Here is a 23,332-nt window from a genome sequence, read left to right as displayed (position 1 = left end):
CCTGTGGTTAATTCGAGAGACGAAAATGATAAAGCTAACGAGTATTGTTATAGCAATCGTCGGTATTGCTATGCTTTACATGGGTGGGAAATTGCTGCTGTTGGGCGGGTCGCCATTCTATGTGGTGATAGCGATTGGCCTGTTGCTGACGGCTATTGCGCTGTTCAAAAATAAAAAAATTGCGCTGTCGATTTATGCAATTTTAATGTGGCTGGTGGTCGCCTGGACCATTTATGAGGTTGGTTTTGATAAGTGGCAGTGGATCCCGCGCGGCGACATTATTGGCCTGCTCGGCGTCTGGCTGGCTTTACCCTGGATTGTACGCCCGTTGTCAAAAGCGCAGGGCGCAGCTAAACCTGCCGGCTTCCATCCTTTTCTCGGCACGACAGTTATCGTTATTATCGCTCTCGTTATCGGTCTGGCTTTCTATGACCCTTATCCGCAGGCAGGCAAGCTGACCAACAAACGCACCCCGGTTGATACCGCCGTGGCGAGCAATGACTGGACGGCCTACGGCGGCACCAGCAACGGCCTGCGCTTCTCCGATCTGAAGCAGATCACTAAGGATAACGTCAGTAATCTGGAAGTGGCCTGGACCTATCACACCGGCGATCTGCGCACCGAAAAGGATGCGACGGAGTACACTTTTGAAGCCACGCCGCTGAAGGTGAACAACACCGTTTATTTCTGTACGCCGCATAATGAAGTTCACGCGCTGAATCCGGAAACCGGCGAGCTGAAGTGGAAATATCAGCCTGCGAAAGATCGTTCTTATCTGCAGCAGCACCAGACCTGTCGCGGCGTCAGCTATTATGCGCCAGAAGCGCAGCCAGCGTCAGCAGCAGAAGCGCCGGCCATGTGCCGCAAGCGCATTTTTAACGCGACGACCGACGCTAAGCTGATCGCGCTGGATGCGGACAGCGGCAAGCCATGCGCTGACTTTGGCGAAAACGGCATCGTTGATTTGCGTGCGAATATGGGCAACATTCGTCCACACGCGCTGATGCAGACCGCTGCACCGCTGGTTGCAGGTAACCTGGTGATCGTTGGTGGCTCGGTGATGGATAACGGCTTTAACAGCGGTAACCCATCCGGCGTTATTCGTGCTTATGACGTCACCAGTGGTCGCCTGGTCTGGAACTTCGATCCGGCTAATCCGCAGCAGACGCAGCCGCTGCCGGCAGGCCAGACCTATCCTCAGGACACGCCGGTTGCGTGGGCTACGCTGAGCGCCGATTTGAAAAATGGCCTGGTGTACGTGCCGTTCGGCAACGCATCGCCAGACGAGCTGGGCAATCGCCGCGACGCTAACAGCAATACAGAGAAGTTCCGCGATACCCTGGTAGCGCTGGATTTAAAAACCGGTGCCTTTAAGTGGCGCTTCCAGTCATCCAAAAACGACCTGTGGGATCGTGATAATCCTTCCCAGCCTTCGCTGCTGGATATCGACTATCAGGGCAGCCGTCAGCCAGTGGTGATCCTGCCAACCAAAACCGGCAACCTGTTTGTACTGAACCGGTTGACCGGTCAGGCCGTCTATCCTGTTAATCAGGTAGATGTTTCTACTACAGGCGGCGTGCAGGGCGAGAAGTTTTCGCCGACTCAGCCCGTTTCGGCGCTGAACTTTATCCCGGATCCGCTGAAAGAGAAGTCGATGTGGGGGCTGACGCCGTTCGATCAGATGGCCTGCCGCATCGAATTTAAATCTATGCGCTATGACGGCAACCCGTGGACGCCTTCTACCGAAGCGGGCACCATTGTCTTCCCCGGCAATATCGGCGTATTTAACTGGGGCTCGGTGGCCATCGATCCGGAACGTCAAATTCTGATCGCTTCGCCGGTACGTCTGGCTTACAAGTACAACCTGATCAAGCGTACCCCGGAAACGGAAAACAAACGTCTGTTTACTAAAGACGGCACGCCATACTGGAACGAGAACTTTGAAGGGGATTACGCGATCCATATTCAGCAGTTCGCCTCCAGCCTGGGGATCCCGTGCATTGCTCCGCCTTGGGGCCGTATGGTCGGTGTCGATCTGACTACCGGTAAAACCGAATGGCTGCGCCGCGTGGGCACTACCAAAAACCTGAAAACCACCTTCCTGCCGGGCCGCTTCCCGATTGGCTTCCCTATGGGCATGGTGGCGCACGGCGGGCCGCTGACTACGGCGGGCGATCTGGTGTTCCATGGCGCAACGGCGGATAACTTCTTCCGCGCTTACGACATCAATACGGGCGAGCTGCTGTGGCAAACCGAGCTGCCGGCAGGTGGTCAGGCGACGCCAGCCACCTATATGGGCGCGGATAACAAGCAGTATGTGATTATCGCCGCAGGCGGTCACGGTTCGCTGGGCACCAAAGCAGGGGACAGCGTTGTCGCCTGGCGCCTGAAGCAATAGTGGCGTAATAAAAACACGGACGGCAGGATGCCGTCCGTTATTCATTTGTTCATAACGATGTCGACATCACCGTCACACCAGCAAAAAACCGCAGCTTTACGTCCGCTCCGTCAGCAAAAAACCGCAGCTTTACGTCCGCTCCGTCAGACAAAAATCAGCTTTGCAGCAGTCAGGCTCAGGATCGCTACCGTAAACATGCAGGCCGTCAGCCACTTAGTCTGTCCGGTTAGCGCTTTATACATCTCGACCCGCAACAGGTTCAGATCGTTCCTGACCTCAGCCAGCTCTTCACGCGTAGCCAGTCCGAGGATATCGCTTTTAGTGGCAAAGGTCTCCATACGTTCAGCCATCACCTGCAGAGCGCTTTTGGTGGCGAAGGTGTCGGCGCGTTCAGCCAGCATCTGCAGATCGCTTTTGGTGGCGAAGGTGTCGGCGCGTTCAGCCAGCATCTGCAGATCGCTTTTAGTGGCAAAGGTGTCGGCGCGTTCAGCCAGCACCTGCAGATCGCTCTTGGTAGCAAAGGTGTCGGCGCGTTTAGCCAGTACCTGCAGATCGCTTTTGACAGCGTGCATTTCGGCTCGCGTAGCCAGCTCGCGAATATCGCTTTTAGTCGCAAAGGTGTCGGCACGCGCAATCAGCGTCTGTAGGTCGCTTTTAATCGTATTCGTTTCGGCTTGCGAAGCCAGCTCGTGAATATCGCTTTTAGTGGCGAAGTTATCGGCACGCGAGGCCAGCGCGTTAAAATCGTTTTTAGTAACGAAAGTTTCGGCCCGCTCGGTTAATATCGCTAAATTGAGCTTTATCTGATGCGTATCCTGTTCCAGCCGGTCAAAACGGTTAACCTGCCTGCTCATCGGCTCTCCTCCCTGTGGTTTAGCCCTTGCGCGCGCTCGTTTTTCCTTCCCGGACACGAGCGGCGATTTCCTTAACGCAACGCGATCGTAAAACATAGCAGAACTCCTTTTTCTGTCCTGCCGCTATATTATTGCGGCGAGAGAAGAATGAAAAAGGAATTTACTGCTGCCAGGGAGTTTAACACTGGATATTCGAGATGGCTTCAGCTTTTTGCAACACTGCCATGAGATTTACATTTTTTTCTGAAGCAGATTCATATTAATGCCCAAATGCCCAAATGCCCAAATGCCCAAATGCCCAAACGCCCAAATGCTCAAATGGGCCGCACAGGAAATAACGGGCAGTCGGTATTAATGCTGCCCGTATAATAACGCTAACCCGTTAATTTAAACCTTAACGGTATTCAGCATATAGTCGGCCAGGCGCAGACTCAGCGCGGCGCCGGTCAGCGTCGGGTTCATGCAGGAGGCAGAAGGCATCACGCTGGTGCCGGCGATAAACAGGTTAGGGTGGTCGTGGCTCTGGCACTGTCTGTTAACCACGGAATCAGCCGGATTATCGCCCATAATTGTGGTGCCCATAATATGCTGGCGATCCTGATAACCCGTATCAATTTTTGATATATGCGCATTTAGTAGCTGAGCAAATTTATCAAAATCCTTCAGGCCCTGTTCTTTTCCTGCGTGCCAGTAGTCGGTGACGCTGTAATATATTTCTGGTACAGGTATCCCTATTGCGTCCTTTTTGGTTTTGCTGGGGACGATACGATTTTCCGCGAGCGGCAGCGTCTCAAAGTCGATAGCGAAATTAAGCGAACGCGCCGACATCCTTTTTAATTCCTCATCCAGCTTTGAGCCGAGCACGCCTTTCTTAATCAGCGAGGCCGCATAGTCCGCCGTTGGCACCGTATTACGCACTTTTATTTTATAGCTGGGGAAATCCTTGCGAAAATCACCGTCGCGATTGTTGAGGTAAACCAGCAGTTCCGTTGGCCCCTGGCCTGGCCAGACATCCTCATTCATCATTACGTTCATGCTGATGCCGGTATGGCCCATCAGATTGCGACCCACCTGGTCGGAGCTGTTGGCAATGCCGTGCGGATAGCGTTCGGAAGCGGACATCAGCAGCAGCTTGGGCGACTCAATCCCGTAGGCGGCCAGCACAAAGTAGTTAGCGGTCAGGTGATGGTTGCTGCCATCGGGACGGCGATACCAGATGCCGCTGATGTTACCTTGCTCATCGGCTTCTATTTTATAAACCACCGAGTTATCCAGCAGCTTCGCGCCGTGACGCTCCGCCTCATCAATATGCATTGAGCCGTCATATTTTGCCGCGATTGGGCAAACCGGATTGCAGTTATTGTTGCCCGCGCAGGCCGGGCGCTGACCATAAGGCCGCGTGGCGCGACCGTTCGGCTCCATCACCGGATGATAGCCGCCTTTGCCCAGCAGGACGGAAAGCCGTTTAAAAAGATAGCTGGGCTCCAGCCCCTTCATCGGAAAAGGCGTGGAGCGCGGCGGCCAGGCTTCGCCGCCGTGTCCGCTCTCATCCTGGCCGTCCATGCCGGACACGCCCAGCTCTCGTTCGGCCTCGCCGTACCAGGGCTCCAGATCCTGATAGGCGATGGGCCAGTCGCGACCGCGGCCATACAGGCTTTGCAGTTTGAAATCGTTCGGGATCATGCGCCACAGCGCGGAGCCAAAATGCCAGGTGGTGCCGCCAACCACGCGCAAGTATTTGGTCGGGTATTTTACCGGGCCGGCCTGCTGTAAGTAGTCGCCATAGGTTGAAGGGACGTGGGGCAAATCGGGATAGGGTGAGCCTACGCCCTGGAGTTTCATATTGGTGAGGGACATCTTAAAAGGCGAATTGCGAAAGCGCTCGACGATTTCCTGACGCTTAACGCGCGGGCCGGCTTCGACAATAATCACCGATTTTCCCGCCTTTGCCAGTTGGGTCGCGACCAGACCGCCCATGACGCCGGAGCCAATGACGATCACATCGGCATCGATATTTTTCATTGCTGACCTTCCATTTTAACCGTTTCGGGATTGCTGCCCCAGGAATCCGGGCCGCTGCCATAGGTCGGCACCACCAGAATGCCCTGCGTTGGCTGATACATCATGGCGTCGGCGTAGGCGATAAGTTCGCTTTTCGCACCTTCGCCGACCACGCCGGTGTACCAGCTGCCAATAATCAGCGAGGCGGTGCGGAAAAGCGGCGTATCGCTGGCCGTGGCCTGCAAAAAGTCATCGACGTGGGCAAAGCGCCGTTCGGCGAGATAATCCGCCAGCGCGGCGAAGCGGGACGGGAAGTCCGCATAGTGACGCTCCAACGCGGCATAATAACGCTGGCTGAGAATGGCGCTGACCGGGCGGCTGACCAGAAAAGCGGACAGCGCGTTAAAATCGGCGGCAGCGGGCTGTGCGGCAAGCTGACGCGGAAAAAGAGTGGCGCAGCAGGCGCTGAGGGAGAGCGCGGCCATGCCTTTCAGCAGCCGGCGGCGGCCGGGATTAGTGGGCTGCATGTTGCCTCCTGTTTCGACGACGTAATACAAGGCCCGCGACGATAAGTACCACCACAAGCAGTAACCCCAGTAACGCGGCGGGACGGGTTAATTTGACCAGTAAAGGCGTATCGCCGCCTTCACGCAGCTGCTTCACCCGTTCAGGCGTAACGACTACCGCCGGATTGCCGAAGTTTTTCAGTACGTAGTTGCTGACGTCAGCAATCTGCCGATCGCTGAGGCGATTGGTAAATTCGGCATCAGGGCCGAAAGCGGGCATAGCGATATCATCCCGCCGAACGCCAAACAGGATGGCGGAAACCAGATTATCGGGCTGAGGCGCGCCGGTGGCCGTGTTGTGAAACAGGGAAGGGTAGCGATCGTTACCCTGACCCTGGGCCTGATGACAGTTGGCACAGCTGCCGCTGAAAACCTGCCAGCCGGCATCACTTTGCCCGCTCTGGCCGCGCAGCCGCTGTTCGGCATCCGAAGCCTGACCATAGCTGTCGCGCGCGCGGCCGGTGCCGCTGTTGACCGCCGGAACCTGGCGCAACCAGGCGGTAATCGCCTGGATGTCCCCATCGCTAAGATGCGCCAGACCGTGCTCAACCGCTTCCGCCATTGGCCCGGCGGCCTGGGCTTTGGCGATATGGCCGGTTTTCAGGTAGCGCGCCAGCTCGTCGTGGCTCCAGCTGCCGATGCCGGACTGCGCATCAGGCGTGATATTGGGCGCATACCAGCTACCCAGGCTGCTGCCGGAAAAGGCGCGATCGTTGTCCTGCGCCAGCAAAAAATTACGCGGCGTATGGCAGGTATCGCAGTGGGCCAGCGCGTTGACCAGATAGTCGCCGCGATTGATCTCCGGCGACTTATCCGGCTGCGGCACAAAGCGTTGGTTCTCCGCAAACAGCCAGTTCCAGACCAGCATTGACGCGCGGATGCTGAAGGGAAAAGGCAGGTGCGTCTGCGGCGCGGCGCGATCTACCGGCGCAACGCCGTGCATAAAATAGTGATACAGCGCGTGGATATCCTCGTCGCTGATTTTGTTGTAGGCGGTATAAGGCATAGCGGGATAGAGATGGCGCCCCTGTTTATCGATGCCTTCACGCACTGCCCGCGCAAACTCCGCCTCGCTGTATTCGCCGATGCCGTAACGGGTTGAAGGCGTAATATTACTGGCATAGATATCACCCAGCGGTGAGTGGATCGCATAGCCGCCCGCCATCGGCGCGCCCTGCTGTGGCGACGTGTGGCAGGCGCCGCAGTCGGCGGCCAGCGCAAGATATTTTCCCTTAGCGATAAGATCTTGATCACCCGAAGGCTGCACGGCGGCAGACGTTATCCCGGTGAAAAGGATCAGGCTCATCGCCAAAGGCAGACTTAATCGTCTCACCTGACATGCTCCTGTAAAAAGAAAAATGCTGCCGCCCTGTAGCCGGGCGGTTCGTCATCATGGACAGGGGCAAACGGCCGTGCCGCGTGCCCTCAATCGGGTTAAAGCAGCTCGTAATCGTTAAAGATCAGCGGCGTTTCTCCGCCGTTGATCAGTTCTACCTGGCCTGGCTGGGTCAGGATGGCGTCGCCGCGATGCAGCCAGACTTCTTTATTGTGGTTAGGCTGACCGGGCACCGATTCCAGCATGCGGCCTTCGGTAAAAAAGACGCGGACGCCCGGCCCGTGTTGGCTATAGAGCGTGGTGCTTTCGCCCGGTTGCAGAGTGACTTTCCAGCCCTTGACCGTTTTTTTATCCAGCACCTGCTGGAATTCGGGCAGCTCAGGCCGGGTCGCGCCGCCAAAGTTTTGCGGGCCGTTCTGTTTAATCTCAAAAGCCACCTGATGGTTCAGCGTGGTGCCGGTGTTGGTGACCTTATCGGTATCGGATTTGCCCTGATGCGCGCCGAACTTCACATTGCCGGTTTTCATCTCGGTATCTTTAGCCGGCTCGTTGGGATAGGAAATATGCACCAGGCTGCCGTTGATATGGGTGTTCACATAATCCAGGTGCTGCTCATGAAACAGCGTGGACTGGCCGGGCCGGATCATGACGCGCATCACGGTGACGTACTGATTTTCCAGGATCACGTGATGCAGCGGCTCCAGATCGGTGGCGACCACTTTTTCCGCGGCGTGTCCGGCTGGTACCGTCAGGGCGAACAGGCCCGTAGCGCACAGGGCGGAAAGGAAGGGATGTCTGCGTTTCATACTCTCTCCTGTTATGACTGCCATTCAGGCCCGTCCGGGCCCGTAGTAATTACTCTTCGACCAGCGATACCCAGTTGGCGCCTTTGCCCGTGGCATAACGGCCGTTCAGCGTCAGCGCGCCGGAGGACGGATCGATAGAGTAGAGCGAAAGCTGGGTCGATTTTTGTCCGGACTCGATCAGAAAGCGCCCGCTGCTGTCGATAGCGAAGCCGCGCGGCTGCTGCTCGGTTTTAATGCTGGTGAGGTAAGTCAGATGCCCGTCATGGGGATCGACGGAAAAAGAGGAAAGGGTGCTGCTGGTGCGCTCGGTGGAATAAAGAAAGCGGCCGTCCGGCGTGATATGGATATCCGCCTGCCAGATGCGTGGCTTATGCGAAGGCGGCAGATCGTCGTCACCCGTTAGCGGTCGCGCTTCGCCGCGCTGCATATCCTCCTTTGGCGAGACGGAATTTACCGTCGCGATCGGCGTCGTGGTGCCGTCGGCGTTCAGCGTCAGCTGGCTGATATTGCCCGCCATCTCGGTCAGCACGTAGAGGCTGCGCTTGCCCTGTTTGTCCACGTTGGGCGCGATAACAAAATGGCGCGGGCCGGTCGCCGCTTCGCTCTGGATGTTAATAAAAGGCGGATCGTTGGGCGTTACCTTGCCGCTGGCGGCGTCAAAACGGTACTGCAACAGCTGATCGGCACCCAGCAGCGTGACGAACAGGAAATGGTTGCCGGGATCGACCTGGATAGCGTGCGCGCGCTTGCCGGTGTGCACGACCTGTACCGGCTGCGCCTGCACCTGACCGTTGCTGTCGATGCGATTAATGCTGAACAGATCGCCGCCGTAAGAGGCGCTCAGCAAAAAGCGCCCCTGCTTATCCAGCGAGATATAGGCCATGCTCTCCGGCAGCGGCGACTGGCTGGCCTTAACCAGCTGGCCATCGGGCTGGATATGATAAGCCACCACGCTGTAAGGCTTGCTGCGTACCGAGACATACAGCATTTTCTTATCGGGTGAGACAACGGAAGACATCGCCTTTGCGCCCGCCGGGAAACTGCCGATCGGCACCAGCGCTTTTTTCGCTTTATCCAGCTGGTAGCCGGTAACGGTGCCGCTTTCGGCATTGGAAACATACACCAGGCTTTGCGCCTGAGCCGCGCCCGTCAGGGCTGCCAGAGAAAGCAGCACGCCTGCGTAAATTTTTTTCATTATTATTTCCTTGTAGGGTAAAAAGCCTTACCAGCGCGCGGCGAAAACTTCGCACAGTTCCGCGACGTCGCTGTCGCCGAGCGGCTGGGGTTTCACCGCTGCCTGCCGCCACAGGCGGGCGGTTTCTTCCAGCTCTTCCAGCGCGAAACAGGCGGAGAGCACCGAACGGCCCCAGACGACCGGGCCAAGCCGTTCCAGCATCACGCCGCGCACTTCGCAGGCGAGTTGAGCCACCTGTTCCGCCACCTGCGGCGCGCCGGGACGGCAGTAGCGGATCAGCGGAATGCGGCCGACCTTCATCACCTGGTAAGGCGTGATCGGCGGCAGAATGCATTCCGGCTGCCAGACCCCTTCCAGCGTCAGCCCGACCAGGTTAGTGGAATGCGTATGCACCACGCCCTGAACCTCCGGGTTACGGTCGTAAACCTGACGGTGCAGCAGCAGCGTTTTCGAAGGCTTATCGCCCGACAGCCATTCGCCTTCACGACTGACCTTAGCGATCTGCTGCGGCACCAGGCGACCCAGGCAGGCATCGGTAGGGGTGATCAGCCAGCCATCTTCCAGACGAGCGCTAATATTTCCTGCGGTGCCGACGGTATAGCCGCGCTCGTAAAGGCTTCTGCCTGCCTGGCAGATCTCTTCGCGCAGCTGCTGTTCAGTAGTCATTGCTTCTCTCCGCATCCGGGTTAAATTTTGTGATCGGCCGTCATTACCTTACCGGCCGTTTCGTCTTTTTTTATCGCCAGCGGCTCCACTTTGCCCATGATGAACATAAAGTTAAGCGCGCCGAACAGGCAGATACCGCCCGCCACCAGCAGCGGCACCACGAAAGAGCCGTGGCTGAGGGTCAGCATCAGTCCGGTAAAGGAGGCGGTGACGATCCCGGCCAGATTGCCGGCAAAGTTTTGAATGCCGCCCAGGGTGCCGACATAGCCCGCGCTGGGCGCGACGTCGGCGGGCAGGGTCCAGATATTGGCGGCGGTAAAGGCCAGGCCTGCGTAGGTCAGTGAGAACAGCGTCAGGATCACCGGGATACTGTTGGTGAAAGCGGCGAAGGCGATCACCGAAGAAAGCAGCATGCCGCCAATCAGGCAGGATTTACGGGCGGTGGTCAGCGAAAAGCCCCGGCGATAGAGCCAGTCAGAGGTCAGGCCGCCCAGCAGGCTGCCGGGGATGCCCATCAGCGCCGGGATCGCGCCCAGCGTGCCCAGCTCCTTCAGCGAAAAGCCATGCGCCATGGTCAGGTAGGTCGGAAACCAGGTGACGAAGAAGTAGGTAGCAAAGTTCATGCAGAAGAAACCGATCATCATTCCCCAGACGGTGCGGTAGCGGAACAGACCGGCGATATGCACTTTTTCGTTTTTCCCCAGCGTCTGTACGCTGCGGTCGGCCAGCAGATTCTGGCGCTCCTGCTCCTTCAGGCCTTTCATCTCCTCCGGTTCACGGTAGAAAACCAGCCAGATAGCTACCCAGATCAGCCCCAGCGCGCCGGTGACGATAAACGAGGTTTCCCAGTCCCAGGTGCTGATCAGCCAGGCGACCAGCGGCAGGGCGATGGCGCTGCCCGCGCGCGGGCCAGCATCGAAGATACCGCTGGCGGTGGCGCGCTCCTTTTTGGCGAACCAGGAGTAAACCACCTTGGCGCAGCCCGGATAGCCGCCCGATTCGCCCAGGCCCAGCATCAGACGCGAGGCGAAAATGGAGGTAAAGCCGCGGCCAAAAGCGGTAAACACGGTAAACAGCGACCACCAGCCTACGGCGATAGCCAGGCCGGTGCGCGCGCCCAGGCGGTCAATCAGTCGACCAGCCGGGATCTGCATCAGCGCATAGGTCCAGAAAAAAGCGCCAAGGATCAGCCCCATGCTGGTGTCGTCCAGCCCAAGATCTTTTTTGATATGTGGGGCGGCGATGGCTAAATTAATGCGATCTATGTAGTTGATGGCGATGGCGAAAAAGCAGAACGCGATCATCAGCCAGCGGATCCGCGGGTATCTACGCATGGTGAATTCCTTTATGATTTCGGGGCCGTAATGAACGAGCGCGCCCGCCTGAATGTTATGGTTAAGTAAAGTTCTTTCAGTATTTGATAATATGATGTTAAAAGTAAGCGATTACAAAATTCAGTCAAGCAAAAAGTAAGCGCTTTCAAATAGAGGTATTGGTTGTCTGTAAATTTTGTGGGCAACGTCACTAATTTCGCTCTGGAGTCTGAAGATGTCCGATAAGCCATCGCCATCCGCCCGCGTTTCGCTGGACGATGTCGCCCTGCGTGCGGGGGTATCCACCGCTACCGTTTCACGAGTGCTGAACGGCAGCGCCTCCGTCCGTCCGTCGCGCCGGGAGGCGGTTGAGCGCGCCTGCGAAGAGCTGGGCTATGTCATTAACCGCGCCGCCCGCACGCTGGCTTCTCGCCGCAGCATGACCATTGGTGCGGTAGTGCCGACGCTGGCGACGGAAACCTTTTCCCGGCCGCTGGCAGCTTTCCAGCAGCAGATCCACCAGTCCGGCTATACCATGTTGCTGGCCAGCTCCGATTTCGATCCCGATACCGAGCTGAAAGAGGTCAATAAGCTGGTGGAATACGGCATCGATGCGCTGATGCTGGTGGGCAACAGCCACCACCCGCGCCTGTGGGAGCGCATCGCTCAACAGAATATTCCCTGTATCCAGACCTTTTCCGTGGACGCGCGTTATCCCAGCGTGGGCTACGACAACGAGCTGGCGGCAGGCGAGCTGACCGCGCACCTGCTGGCGCTGGGGCATAAAGTCTTTGCCGTGATCGTCGGGACGCCGCCGTCCAACGATCGCGTTTCCGATCGTATTACCGGCACGCGGCAGGCGCTGGCAGCGGCGGGGCTGACGCTGGACGAGGCCAATCTGATCAACAGCGCCTTTACCATGAACGAAGCGCGCGAGGCGATGTTCCGCCTGCTGGACGGGCCAAATCCGCCGACGGCGGTGATCTGCGGTAACGATCTGCTGGCCTTTGGCGCGATGCGGGCGGCCAGCGAGCGCTATCTGCGCATCCCGAACGATATTTCGATTACCGGCTTCAATGACTATGAATATGCCGAGCATCTGGAGCATCCGCTGACCACCATGCGCGTGGAGCTGGATCGCATCGGTGAGGTCGCGGCAGACTATCTGCTCGCCACGCTGAATGGCGAAACCGCGCCCGTGCAGACCCTGCTTAAACCCGAGCTGATCGTGCGCGGCAGCACCGGCTCCGCACCGCGCGCCGCCAAAGGCTAAACCGTGTGCGGCTTAGTCCCGCGCCGTCGGTGCGCGGGCCGAAAAAGTCTGCCAGGCGCCGCTCAGCCTCGTGCCGTTAGTGCGTAGGCTGCTAAAGACTGCCCGGTGCCGCTTAGTTCCGCACCGTCAGCCCATAGTCCGCAAAGGCCTGAAAAAAGCGCCGCTCAGCCTCGTGCCGTTAGTGCGTAGGCCGCTAAAGACTGCCAGGCGCCGCTTAGTTCCGCGCCGTCAGCCCGTAGTCCGCAAAGGCCTGCATTGCCTCTTTTTCTCGTAAAAAATTGAGCAGGGCGGCGGCGGCCTCTGGCCTGGCCGCCCGGTTAAAAACGCCGCCGGAAAAGGAGAGCACCTTCTGCGCGCCCGGCGGCAGCGGGCCAATGACCTTGATCCCTTTCACCATCAGCAGCTCGCTGATTTGCTGAACGGCGATATCCGCCGTGCCCTCCAGCAGCTGCGCGGCGGTAAAACCTTCTGCGATAGTGGTGGCGCGCGCGTTGATCGCCTCTTCAATCCCTAATTGTTTTAACAGCGCCTGAAAATAGATGCCGCTTGCGCCGCCCAGCGAATAAGCCACCGATTTCGCCGCCAGCAGCGCCCGGGTAAACGACGCCACGCTGCTGATATCGGGCGCAACGGCATCGGGCAGCATCGCCAGGCCAAGCGGCGAATCCACCAGCTCCACCCGGCTGTCGGCCGCCACCACGCCCTGGTCGATAAGCCTGTCCATCGCCTCTTTGGTCACGATGACCGCGTCCGCCGTTGCGCCGTCGGCAATATTTTTTTCAATAACCGAGGTTGGCTTCCAGTCAATAGTCAGCGGGTCGCCGTGGCTACGCAGCCAGGCCTGTTCCACGGCGGCGAAGGGCGCGCGAATAGCCAGCACGCTGAAAAGACGAAGTGTTCCGTTGCTCATAACCTGTTCCTTAGCCTGTTTTACGCAGATAGCTGCTGTCCAGCTCGCCGGGCGTGCGAACGCCGATCAGCGCCAGATCGCGATCAATTTCATCACGCAGAATATGCATGGCGTGCTCCACGCCCGCCTGGCCGCCGATGACGGCGCCGTAAAGGAACGGTCTGCCCAGGAAGACAAAATCCGCGCCCAGCGCCATCGCTTTCATTACGTCGGTGCCGCGCCGGATACCGCTGTCGATAATGACCTTCATCGCGCCTTTTTTCGCCGCGATCTCCGGCAGGGTCAGCAGCGGCGGCACGGTATGATCCAGCTGGCGGCCGCCATGATTGGACAGGATCACCGCATCCGCGCCCAGATCGCGGGCGATAAAGGCGTCTTCCGGCGACATCAGGCCTTTGATTACCAGGTTGCCGCGCCATTTTTTGCGTATTGCCTCGACGTTTTTCCAGTTGAGTTTGTCGCGAGCGTGGGTATTGCGTACCTTGCTGGACATCATCGGCGGCCCGCGCTCGGCATCGGTATTTTCAAAATGCGGCGCGCCGTGGCGCAGAAAGGTTTGCGCAACCGTGCCCAGCAGCCAGCGTGGGTTCATGGCGCTTTGCAGCGCGACCTTCGGCGTAATTTTAATCGGCATACTAAAGCCGCTGCGCGTATTGTGCTCGCGATTGCCCAGCATCGGCGTATCGCCGGTGACCACCAGTGTCTGGTAGTCCGCCGCGGCCACGCGATCCAGCAGCCTGTCGATACGCGGCTGATCGCCCGCCAGATAGGCCTGAAACCAGGCGTCCGGATTGGCGGCGTGGACATCCTCCAGCTTGATTAGCGACGAGGCGCTAAGGATCATCGGCACGTTCATCGCCCTGGCCGCTTTCGCCAGCGCGATATCCGCCTGGTAAGCGACAAAAGAGGCGCCGCCAAGAGGCGCAACGCCGAAAGGATGATGGTAGGTGTGGCCAAACAGGGTGGTGCGCTGATCGCGACCGGAGACATCACGGAACATGCGCGGCACAAAAGTGTATTGACGGTAGGCCTCGAAATTACCGGCAATTCCACGGCCCGTTTCGACACCGCCCGCCACGTATTGATAAATCATATCCGGCAGGCGGCGCCGGGCGTGTCGTTCAAAATCATCCAGCGCCAGCAAATCACGAAAATGACGGGGCACCTTCTTCAGCGCCGGATTGCCGACGGTAGGCGCCGCACCTGGCGGGACGACGGCGGCAGAAGGAGTATTAGCAGATGAAGTCATAAGCGTTCTCGGATCCAGGGGTTAGACGCACAGCGTCATAAACGGATAAAGGCAATTTATTTTGTAAGCGCTTTCAATTCTGGCTAATCATCTCTAACATTTCAATAACAGTCTGGCTGCATCATCGCCGATTTATGTGACGGAGTTCACTTTACAGCGACATTTGTAAGCCCTTACATTAAGTCATCGCCGTGCGCTCGGCCGACGCCTTCCAGGAGAAGCTCATGAACAGAATTGTTTTACTGCACGCCACGCCGGTAGCGATGGCGCCTATTCATACCGCATTCAGTGAGGTCTGGCCGGAGGCGGAAACGGTCAACCTGCTTGATGACGGGCTTTCTCTCGATCGCGCCAGAGAAAGCGAGCTTTCCGCCGGGATGATCGACCGCTTTGTGCAGCTGGGAAAATATGGCTTTGCCCAGCAGGCGCAGGGCATTTTAATTACCTGTTCCGCGTTTGGCCCGGCCATCGACCGCTTAAGCGAAGAACTGCCGGTGCCGGTGCATAAACCTAATGAAGCAATGTTTATGGAGGCGGTGGCGCAGGGTAACCATATCGGCATGCTGGCGACTTTTGGCCCGGCGGTGAAAACCATGACCGATGAATTTACCGACTACGTGGCGCAGCAGGGCTCGAAAGCGAAGTTGACCACGGTGCTGGTGGAGGACGCCATCGACCTGCTGAAAAGAGGCGATGCGGAGAGTCATAACCGCCTGGTGGCGGCGCGAGCGAAAGAGCTGGCGCACTGCGACGTGATTATACTGGCGCATTTTTCCACTTCCCGCGCGGCCGAGAGCGTGCGTCAGCAGGTCACGATCCCGGTGCTGACCGCACCGCACGCCGCCGTTAAACGCATGAAGGCCAGCGTACTTGCTGCGGCTAAGGGGTAAAGGATGCTAATCGGCGTAATTGCAGATGATTTTACCGGCGCCAGCGATATCGCGGTAACGCTGGCGAAAGGGCTGGTCGGCGAGGGCGGACTTAACACCACGCAGTATTCCGGCGTACCGACGATGCCCGCCGACGCGGATGTAGAAGCGGGCGTGGTGGCGTTAAAAAGCCGCTCCGTTGCCGCCAGCGAGGCCGTGGAGCAGTCGCTGGCGGCCTGCCGCTGGCTGCTGGATCAGGGCTGCGAACAGATCGTTTTCAAATATTGCTCTACTTTCGATTCTACGGATAGCGGCAACATCGGGCCGGTCACGGACGCGCTGGCGGCGCTGCTGGAAGTCCGCAGCGTGGTAATGTGCCCGGCTTTCCCGGCGCTGGGACGTACGGTTTATCAGGGGCATCTTTTTGTACAGGATAAGCTGCTGAACGAGTCCGGCATGGAGCATCATCCGCTGACGCCGATGACGGATGCGGATCTGCGGCGCGTGCTGCGGCGGCAAAGCGCCAACCCGGTTGCACATATTGCGTGGCAGACCGTAGTGCAGGGCAGCCAGGTTTTACAGCAGGCTATCAACGAGCCGCAGACGCGCACCCTACTGATTGTGGACGCGATTAGCGAGCACGATCTGACTACCCTCGGCCGCGCCTGCCAGGGCGCGAAACTCGTTACGGGCGGATCGGGGATTGCGCTGGCCTTGCCGCATAATTTCATCGCTCAGGGGCGGGCAAAAGGGAAACAGGCGCAGGCTCCCCTTATCGACGGGCCGGAAGCTATCCTGGTCGGCAGCTGTTCCGGCGCGACGCGTTTACAGATAGCCGAACATCAGAAAAACCATCCTGTAATGATGATTGAGGTCAAAGACGTGCTGAGCGGCGAAACGGGACCGGCGCAGCTGGTGGCCTTTATCACCGAGCATCAGGGCCGCGCGCCGTTGGTCTATTCCTCCGGCGATCCCGAGGCCGTAAAACGCGTGCAGGAGCAGTATGGTCGCGAGCGGGTAGCGGCCGCGCTGGACAGCCTGTTCGGCGAAACCGCGCAGCAGCTGGTGGCGGCCGGCACGCGACGGATTGTGGTCGGCGGCGGCGAGACGTCCGGGGCGGTGGTCAGCGCATTAGGGCTGGGCGCGCTGACTATCGGCGCAGAAATAGATACCGGCGTTCCATCGATGGTGTCGCGCGGCAGGCAGCCTGTAGCGCTGGCGCTGAAGTCGGGTAATTTTGGCGGCAGAGACTTCTTTGACCGAGCCGTCGATGCGCTGCGGGGCGATGATTAGAGACAGATTTGCTATGTAAATATTGGCGGATGATTCTGGCGCTGGCGAAGAGGCCGATGGCGATATCTGTACGGGGGCCGTAGCTGGCCTAATCAGCGGTCGCCACGCACAAAAAAGCCGCCCGCAGGCGGCCATTATATCAGCTGTGACTATTACAGCGTGCCGGTACCGCCGTCGGAGCACCAGACCTGGCCGGACGTATAGCTGGTTTCCGTTGAGGCCAGCGTCACGTAAAGCGGGGCGATCTCCGCAGGCTGTCCCGGACGGCCCAGCGGCGCGCTGCCGCCAAACTGCTTCACTTTTTCCTGCGGCTGACCGCCGCTGGACTGCAACGGCGTCCAGTATGGACCAGGCGCAACCGCATTAACGCGGATGCCTTCTTCGCCCAGCTGCTGCGCCAGCGCTTTGGTAAAGGCGGCGATAGAAGCTTTGGTCTGCGCATAGTCCAGCAGGATAGCGCTTGGGCTATAGGCCTGCACGGAAGAGGTGTTAATAATGGCGCCACCGCGTGGAATATGATCCACCGCCGCTTTGGTGATCCAGAACATGGCGTAGACGTTGGTTTTGAACGTCGCATCAAAATCTTCGGTGCTCAGCGTGCGGATAGACTCGTTATACTGCTGGCGTCCGGCATTGTTCACCAGAATATCCAGGCCGCCCAGCTGGCTTACCGCGTCGCTGACCAGCTTTTTACAAAACTCTTCGGAACGAATATCGCCCGGCAGTGCAACCGCTTTACGGCCTTCCGCCTCGATAAGCTTAATCACTTCCGCCGCGTCGGATTCTTCTTCCGGCAGGTAACCGATGGCCACGTCTGCGCCTTCACGGGCATAGGCAATAGCAACGGCACGACCGATACCGGAATCACCGCCGGTAATAAGCGCTTTACGTCCCTGCAAACGGCCAGAGCCGCGATAGGTTTTTTCACCGTGATCGGGTTGTGGGATCATTTTGCTGGCAAGGCCTGGCGCCTGCTGAGGCTGTTCCGGGAATGGCGGGGTCGGATAGTCAACGGTCAGCAAGGACTTTTTAGTTTGTTCGCTCATGATGTACTCCTTCATCGGTGTTGATTCGAAAACATAAGCCTGGCACAAACGTGATGGTTGTCACGTTCAGCTGCAAAAATAATGGTAAAAGCGCGCGATTTTAGGGTTTGATTAAGAGGGTTTACGTCTGAAGTTAATCTTTTCTGGTAAGATATGGCATTAATTAACGATGGTTCACGATTGTATTTTTAATGTCTCCTTTAATTTATCCCTTAAAATCTGCGTTTTTTTGGCATAAGCATAGCCAGAGCAAGCGAAAGTACCAAGCTAAAGCTTTATCTTTTAAGAAAAGGTTATTATATGGTTAATATTGCGTCAGCCTGTTGGCTGAATATTGCAATAGGGTGGGGTAATCTAAGTGTATTTCTTCTTGTTGTATTTTATTTTTGTAAAAACTACAGAGGAACAGACTATTTTATCCTGCCGTTTACAATTATTAACATTACTGTCGCCGTTGCGCTGACGCTACTAATATTCTGCCTGATCGACCTGGAAAGGCCGGCAAAAGCATGGGGCGTTATCCTGTCCATCATGCCTTCCGTGCTGGTTGTAGCTATATTCCTCTGTTTTATTGTGAGGCAGGGGGTCAACTGGATATTATATTTTTCCTGATGATATTAACCCCATGGCAAATGATGTTGTTCCTTTTGGGTGTGAATTGTTATTTCGCCTGGTAATGTTAACTGTGTCGAGTAATGATTTATATTTATGGAAATAAGCTGTTAACCTGATGGATATTAATGTTATCTCAGCGTGCTCAATGGTGAATATAAAATTGGCTATGGCGGCGCTGGATTTTCGCAATTAAAAGGCAGACATGCGGGCAAGAGCAGGGCGCAATCAACGCCAACGGTTAATGGCATGTTCAACGCCAGCCATCGGGCCAGCGTCAATAACCCGTGCAACGAAAACGAATAAGCCACTGGCAGCAGTCTGCCCAATAAAAACGCACAGGCCAATGAAAACACTCCGCTCAGCGTCAGCCTGTTCAATGATAACAGGCAAGTCAGCGACGCTGCGGCCAGTGTCCCTGAAATGCTCTGACGACCTGCGGCGCAGCGTGAGCTGATGACCTGCCCAAAGATGAAATGCCGATAAAAGCGGCGAAAGGCGAGCAAAACCAGTACGACCTGTGCTTCTTTTGCTGCTAAAAACCAGGCCTGTTTTTTTGACTACGGGGTACAACCGGGCCGGGTGCTTCACGCCAGTCCGGGTTTTCACCCGACATAATCGCGCCGCGCTGTTGTTTAGTCGGTTTCGCCAGCGGAGAGGGCATGGTTGGTAAGGGCGACGGCTTTACGTCTTCAGGATCTAAATTTTCGATGGCGCAGCCAGAAATAAACAGAGTGACCAGCGGTAACGACACTAATAGCTTTCTCATTCACAATTCCCTGTTAAATTTTACGCTTTGTCATCAGTAATAATCAGCGAAATATCGGCCTGAGCCAGTCCTTCGCTTATGCCTTCTGCCATTTTGCGCTCGATCGCCTGGCCGGCATTCAGTAGCAGTCTTGTAGATTCACTGGCCAGCAAAGAAGCGATTTCACCGTCGTTTAAATTGGTACATTGACGATAAATTTGCTCAAAAATAACATTGCCTTTGTTGCTTAACTGTTTTAACGCTGCCAGCTCGTCAGGCTTGATATACTGGCAATTCAGGTTTTCTACCGCAGCCGGATGTAACAGAAAAGTCGCTAAAGGCATAACCAGTCTTTTTTTTGCTGCGCAATACATCAGCGTAGCCGAAGAAGCGGTCATCGAAATATTAACGGCCGTAATGGGAATGGCCGCATTTTTTATCGCCTGATAAAGCAGGTAGCCGCTGTCCATATCACCGCCATAGCTGTTGATATACAGTGTAATCTCTTTCAGCCCTGGCGAGGCGTAATGCAGCTTGTCCAACGCGTCGATAAACTCCAGCGATTTATTTGCCGTAATATCGCCGTTAAAAATAATGCGGGCGGATTTAAATTTTGCGGGCCTGATATCGGTGCGCTGGGTCACAGAAAGTGCCGCGTCGGCCGGAAGCATAAAAGCAGCCAGCCATCCGGCGAGGGTAACCACCGTAGTAAATATCTTTTTCATCATTATCCTTAACAATGCATAACATCATTTAAGCGAATTGCTTTTGCAGGCTAACCTTCCTACGGATAATAAACTGTGAGGCAGGACGGATATTAATTTTTCGCCGCATAAAGGAATGTAACAAATTATGCTCAGAGCATAAATCGGTAGCCGACGCCGGTTTCCGTGCGCAGATGGCGAGGCCGGGCCGGATCTTCTTCCAGCTTCTGCCGAAGGTGGCCCATATAGATGCGCAGATAGTGACTGTGCTCCGAGGCGTTAGGCCCCCAAACCTGTACCAGCAGCTGCCGCTGCGTCATCACCTTGCCGTGATTGTTAAGCAGTACGGCAAGTAGCCTGAATTCGGTTGGCGTCAGATGGAGTTCCTCGCCCGCGCGCGTAATGCGCCTTGCTGCCAGGTCGACCTGCACATCGGAAAAGGCGAAAACCGGATCGCTTTGCGTATCGTGCGTCGTGCGTCGCAGCGCTACCCGCAGGCGCGCCTCCAGCTCGCCGATGCCGAAAGGCTTGGTAAGATAGTCATCGGCTCCCGCATCCAGCGCGGCAATTTTATCTTCCTCTTCGCTGCGGGCGGACAGCACAATTACCGGCTTCTGACTCCACTGGCGGAACTCTTTAAGAAAGGTCAGGCCGTCGCCGTCCGGCAGCCCTAAATCCAGGATCACCAGATCCGGTTTGCGGGTAGCGGCCTCCAGCAGGCCGCGCTGTAGCGTGCCGGCATCGAAGACGCGCAGGGCGCTGCCTTCCAGCGCGATGCGCAGAAAGCGGCTTATCTCTTTTTCATCTTCAATAATCAGTACGGTTGTCACAGCGCTTCACCTGTTTCTGCTATGTCCGGCAGCGGCGCCTGCGGCAGGCTAATTCTGAAGCTCGCGCCGCCCTGCGGACGTTGATGGGCGGTAATCACGCCGTTATGCACCTCGACGATCGCCTGACAGATTGCCAGACCCAGCCCCACGCCGGGAATGGCCGATTCCCGATCGCCACGAGTGAATTTAGCAAAAAGCGCCTGCTCCTGACCAGCGGGCAAGCCGGGGCCGCTGTCCCAGACTTCGATCGTCAGCTCGCCCGGACGCGTCTGCGCCCTGATGCCGATTTGCGCCGCTGCGCCTGCATATTTCATGGCGTTTTCCAGCAGGTTGATCAGCACCCGTTCAAACAGCGGGCCGTCAACGTGAACCAGTGCCAGCGGATCGGCCATCTCCAGCGTAACGGGCTGCCTGCCGCCCGGATCCAGCGTCGTCAGCGCGCTGCCGATTACCTCTTCCAGCGTCAGCCATTCACGCTTCAGATGAAAGCCGCCGGTCTGTAGACGGGCCATATCCAGCAGATTATTCACCAGCCGCGTCAGCCGCAGCACATGCTGGCGGATTTCGCTTGCCTGGCGAGCCTGAGGCAGCCTGGCCGAGGCCAGATCCAGCGTCAGGATCTCCACCTGGCCGAAAAGCACGGTAAGCGGCGTGCGCAGATCGTGAGAAAGGGCGGCCAGCAGCGAATGGCGCAGCTGCTCACGCTCGCCGATTACGCGCGCCTGCTCTTCGCTGGCCGTCAGCTGTAAACGCTCCAGCGCGCTGGCGGTCAGTAGCAGCACCGTTTCCAGCAGCTGCTGCTGTTCAGGCAGCGCGGGCGGCGTTTGCTGCGCGATTACCATCACGCCAAGACTTTTCTCTGCGGCGCGCAGTGGCAGGATCTGATAAGGCACGCCGGGCAGCGTATCGGTTCCGGCGCCCGCCGGTTCACCCTGTACGAAACTCCAGCGGGCAATGCCTTCGTCCCAGCTCATTACGTTTGGTGCGGGCAGCTGCCGCACCAGCCTGTCGTTTTCGTCAGGCAGCAGCAGCGCGCTGTCGGCATGAAAAATAGTATAAACGGCGTGCTGGCTTGCCGCCGCTACTTCCTGCGCGCTGCGGGCCTTCGCCAGCGTGCTGGAAAGGGCGTAAAGCTGGCCGGTGCGTCTTTCACGATAGCGAGCAATGCGCGCCTGATAGCGCACGCCCGCCGTCAGGTTGCCAACCAGCAGCCCGACACTGAGCATCACGCCAAAGGTTAACAGATATTGCGCGTCAGAAACCGCCAGCGTACCGCGCGGCGCGACAAAAAAGAGATCGAAGCTGACAACGTTGATTATTGTGGCGAACACCGAGGGCCAGCGTCCGGCCTGGAGCGCCACTACCACTACGCCCAGCAGATAGAGCATCACCAGGTTGGCGGGATCGAAAGCCAGCAGCCAGTGGCTGGCGATAAAGGTAATCAGCGCGCAGAGCGCCGTGGCGAGCAGACAGCCGCGTATGCCCTGACGCCAGCGTCGAGCCTGTCTTTGCGGCGGCGCGGCGGCGGCTGGCCTGTCGCCGGGCGCAACGATCACCAGGTCGAGTTCTGGCGCGCGGGCGGCAAGGCGATCGGCCAGCGAAGACGAGCGGAACAGATGACGACCTCTGCCGCGTCCCAGCACCACTTTGCCCAGATCGTGATCGCGAGCGTAGCGCGCAATCGCCTTATCCGCAGAGGCGTCGGCCAATACGGCGCTTTCCGCACCGAGCTGACGCGCCAGACGCAGCGAGGCCAGCGCGGTGCGGCGCTGCTGCTGCGTCAGCCGCAGCCAGCCTGGCGTTTCCACGCAGACCGCATGCCATTCGCTGCCCAGCCTGGCCGCCAGCCGCGCGGCGGTGCGCACCAGCTTTTCGCTGCCTTCGTCGTAGCCCACGCAAAGCAGCACCGCATCCCGCGTGTGCCACACTTTGTCCCGCCCGCGCCCGTCGCGCCAGGCCTGCATCTGGTTATCTACCCGATCGGCGGTACGCCGTAGCGCCAGCTCGCGTAAAGCAATCAGGTTGCCCTTGCGGAAAAAGTGCTCGGCCGCCCGGTCAGCGCGGTCGCCGGTATACACCTTGCCCTGTTTAAGGCGCAGCAGCAGATCGTCCGGCGGCAAATCCACCAGGATTATCTCATCGGCGGCATCGAAAAACGGGTCGGGCAGCGTCTCGCGCACCTGAATGCCGGTAACGCCGTTGACCACGTCGTTCAGGCTTTCCAGATGCTGCACATTGACGGTGGTCAGCACGTCGATCCCGGCCGCCAGCAGTTCTTTCACATCCTGCCAGCGTTTGGGATGACGCGAGCCGGGCGCGTTACTGTGCGCCAGCTCGTCAATCAAAATCACGGCGGGATGACGCGCAAGCGCGGCGTCCAGATCGAACTCCTCAACCTGACGGCCCCGATGCTGGCGCTGCTGCGGCGGCAGGCGCGGCAGGCCCTGCAGCAGCGCCGCCGTCTCCTGCCTGCCGTGCGTTTCCACCACGCCTATCAGCACGTCCAGCTGGCGCGCATGCAGCCGCCGCGCCTCCTGAAGCATCGCCCAGGTTTTGCCTACCCCCGCGCAGGCGCCGAAGAAAATTTTCAGTTTGCCGCGCGGCCGCTCGTGGGTCTGTTGCAGTAAGCGATCGGGATCGGGGCGAAGCATATCGGCCATGCC

At 57.9% G+C, this 23,332-nt stretch carries 20 protein-coding genes; 5 read left to right on the top strand and 15 right to left on the bottom strand.

Going from position 1 to position 23,332, the window contains the following annotated elements:
• Positions 1-25 precede the first annotated feature (25 nt).
• Positions 26-2,398, top strand: a complete 2,373-nt coding sequence (locus ACMGEE_RS02665; protein ID WP_301250871.1) for a membrane-bound PQQ-dependent dehydrogenase, glucose/quinate/shikimate family — start codon at positions 26-28, stop codon at positions 2,396-2,398.
• A gap of 143 nt (positions 2,399-2,541) precedes the next feature.
• On the opposite strand, the gene ACMGEE_RS02660 is transcribed toward ACMGEE_RS02665, so the two are convergent.
• The 8 genes from ACMGEE_RS02660 to ACMGEE_RS02625 form a co-directional block, all read right to left on the bottom strand.
• Positions 2,542-3,252, bottom strand: coding sequence for a hypothetical protein (locus tag ACMGEE_RS02660; RefSeq protein WP_436829625.1), 711 nt, complete (start codon positions 3,250-3,252; stop codon positions 2,542-2,544).
• Positions 3,253-3,639: 387 nt separating this feature from the next.
• Entirely contained in the window at positions 3,640-5,274 is a 1,635-nt protein-coding gene (locus ACMGEE_RS02655) for a GMC family oxidoreductase (RefSeq protein ID WP_369894744.1), read from the bottom strand.
• Positions 5,271-5,780, bottom strand: coding sequence for a sorbitol dehydrogenase family protein (locus tag ACMGEE_RS02650; protein WP_253454258.1), 510 nt, complete (start codon positions 5,778-5,780; stop codon positions 5,271-5,273). The genes ACMGEE_RS02655 and ACMGEE_RS02650 overlap by 4 nt, the downstream gene beginning before the upstream one ends.
• Positions 5,767-7,125, bottom strand: coding sequence for a c-type cytochrome (locus ACMGEE_RS02645; protein ID WP_436829746.1), 1,359 nt, complete (start codon positions 7,123-7,125; stop codon positions 5,767-5,769). Before ACMGEE_RS02645 ends, ACMGEE_RS02650 begins: the two co-directional genes overlap by 14 nt.
• 128 nt (positions 7,126-7,253) lie before the next feature.
• Entirely contained in the window at positions 7,254-7,961 is a 708-nt protein-coding gene (locus ACMGEE_RS02640; protein WP_436829624.1) for a hypothetical protein, read from the bottom strand.
• Positions 7,962-8,010: 49 nt separating this feature from the next.
• Positions 8,011-9,156 (bottom strand): lactonase family protein, encoded by a 1,146-nt coding sequence (locus ACMGEE_RS02635; RefSeq protein WP_436829623.1) that lies wholly within the window; start codon positions 9,154-9,156, stop codon positions 8,011-8,013.
• Positions 9,157-9,183: 27 nt separating this feature from the next.
• A complete protein-coding gene (otnC, locus tag ACMGEE_RS02630; RefSeq protein WP_253454251.1) occupies positions 9,184-9,822 on the bottom strand; it encodes a 3-oxo-tetronate 4-phosphate decarboxylase in 639 nt (212 codons plus the stop codon).
• Between the two features lie 20 nt (positions 9,823-9,842).
• The gene (locus tag ACMGEE_RS02625; protein WP_301729569.1) at positions 9,843-11,156 is read right to left on the bottom strand and encodes an MFS transporter; all 1,314 of its coding nucleotides are present in this window, start codon (positions 11,154-11,156) and stop codon (positions 9,843-9,845) included.
• A gap of 214 nt (positions 11,157-11,370) precedes the next feature.
• Between ACMGEE_RS02625 and ACMGEE_RS02620 the strand changes: the two genes are divergently transcribed.
• Positions 11,371-12,408, top strand: a complete 1,038-nt coding sequence (locus ACMGEE_RS02620) for a LacI family DNA-binding transcriptional regulator (RefSeq protein WP_301250864.1) — start codon at positions 11,371-11,373, stop codon at positions 12,406-12,408.
• Positions 12,409-12,622: 214 nt separating this feature from the next.
• Here the strand turns inward: ACMGEE_RS02620 and ACMGEE_RS02615 are convergent, their stop codons facing one another.
• Entirely contained in the window at positions 12,623-13,318 is a 696-nt protein-coding gene (locus ACMGEE_RS02615) for a molybdate ABC transporter substrate-binding protein (protein ID WP_301250862.1), read from the bottom strand.
• Positions 13,319-13,328: 10 nt separating this feature from the next.
• The gene (locus tag ACMGEE_RS02610) at positions 13,329-14,567 is read right to left on the bottom strand and encodes an alpha-hydroxy acid oxidase (protein WP_436829622.1); all 1,239 of its coding nucleotides are present in this window, start codon (positions 14,565-14,567) and stop codon (positions 13,329-13,331) included.
• A 224-nt stretch (positions 14,568-14,791) separates the two neighbouring features.
• Here ACMGEE_RS02610 and ACMGEE_RS02605 point away from each other — a divergent pair, with 224 nt between their 5' ends.
• Entirely contained in the window at positions 14,792-15,457 is a 666-nt protein-coding gene (locus ACMGEE_RS02605; protein WP_370734032.1) for an aspartate/glutamate racemase family protein, read from the top strand.
• A 3-nt stretch (positions 15,458-15,460) separates the two neighbouring features.
• A complete protein-coding gene (gene otnK, locus ACMGEE_RS02600; RefSeq protein WP_436829621.1) occupies positions 15,461-16,729 on the top strand; it encodes a 3-oxo-tetronate kinase in 1,269 nt (422 codons plus the stop codon).
• A gap of 152 nt (positions 16,730-16,881) precedes the next feature.
• On the opposite strand, the gene ACMGEE_RS02595 is transcribed toward otnK, so the two are convergent.
• Entirely contained in the window at positions 16,882-17,775 is an 894-nt protein-coding gene (locus ACMGEE_RS02595) for an SDR family oxidoreductase (RefSeq protein ID WP_253454237.1), read from the bottom strand.
• Positions 17,776-18,075: 300 nt separating this feature from the next.
• On the opposite strand from ACMGEE_RS02595, the gene ACMGEE_RS02590 reads away from it, so the two are divergent.
• On the top strand, positions 18,076-18,387 hold the full coding sequence (locus ACMGEE_RS02590; protein ID WP_436829620.1) for a hypothetical protein: 312 nt from the start codon (positions 18,076-18,078) through the stop codon (positions 18,385-18,387).
• 535 nt (positions 18,388-18,922) lie between these two features.
• On the opposite strand, the gene ACMGEE_RS02585 is transcribed toward ACMGEE_RS02590, so the two are convergent.
• From ACMGEE_RS02585 to kdpD, 4 genes are all read right to left on the bottom strand, one after another.
• Positions 18,923-19,156, bottom strand: a complete 234-nt coding sequence (locus ACMGEE_RS02585; RefSeq protein ID WP_436829619.1) for a hypothetical protein — start codon at positions 19,154-19,156, stop codon at positions 18,923-18,925.
• Positions 19,157-19,176: 20 nt separating this feature from the next.
• Entirely contained in the window at positions 19,177-19,860 is a 684-nt protein-coding gene (locus tag ACMGEE_RS02580) for an ATP-dependent Clp protease proteolytic subunit (protein WP_436829618.1), read from the bottom strand.
• Positions 19,861-19,991: 131 nt separating this feature from the next.
• Positions 19,992-20,669, bottom strand: a complete 678-nt coding sequence (gene kdpE, locus ACMGEE_RS02575) for a two-component system response regulator KdpE (protein WP_253454232.1) — start codon at positions 20,667-20,669, stop codon at positions 19,992-19,994.
• Positions 20,666-23,329: a two-component system sensor histidine kinase KdpD gene (kdpD, locus tag ACMGEE_RS02570; protein WP_436829617.1), complete on the bottom strand. Its 2,664-nt coding sequence runs from the start codon at positions 23,327-23,329 to the stop codon at positions 20,666-20,668. Before kdpD ends, kdpE begins: the two co-directional genes overlap by 4 nt.
• Positions 23,330-23,332 lie beyond the last annotated feature (3 nt).

The sequence above is a fragment of the Erwinia artemisiae genome (assembly GCF_051400835.1).
GTDB classification, from domain to species: domain Bacteria; phylum Pseudomonadota; class Gammaproteobacteria; order Enterobacterales; family Enterobacteriaceae; genus Erwinia; species Erwinia aeris.
The sequence above is the reverse complement of the archived record's forward strand: the minus strand, read 5'-3'. Positions and strand labels throughout refer to the sequence as shown.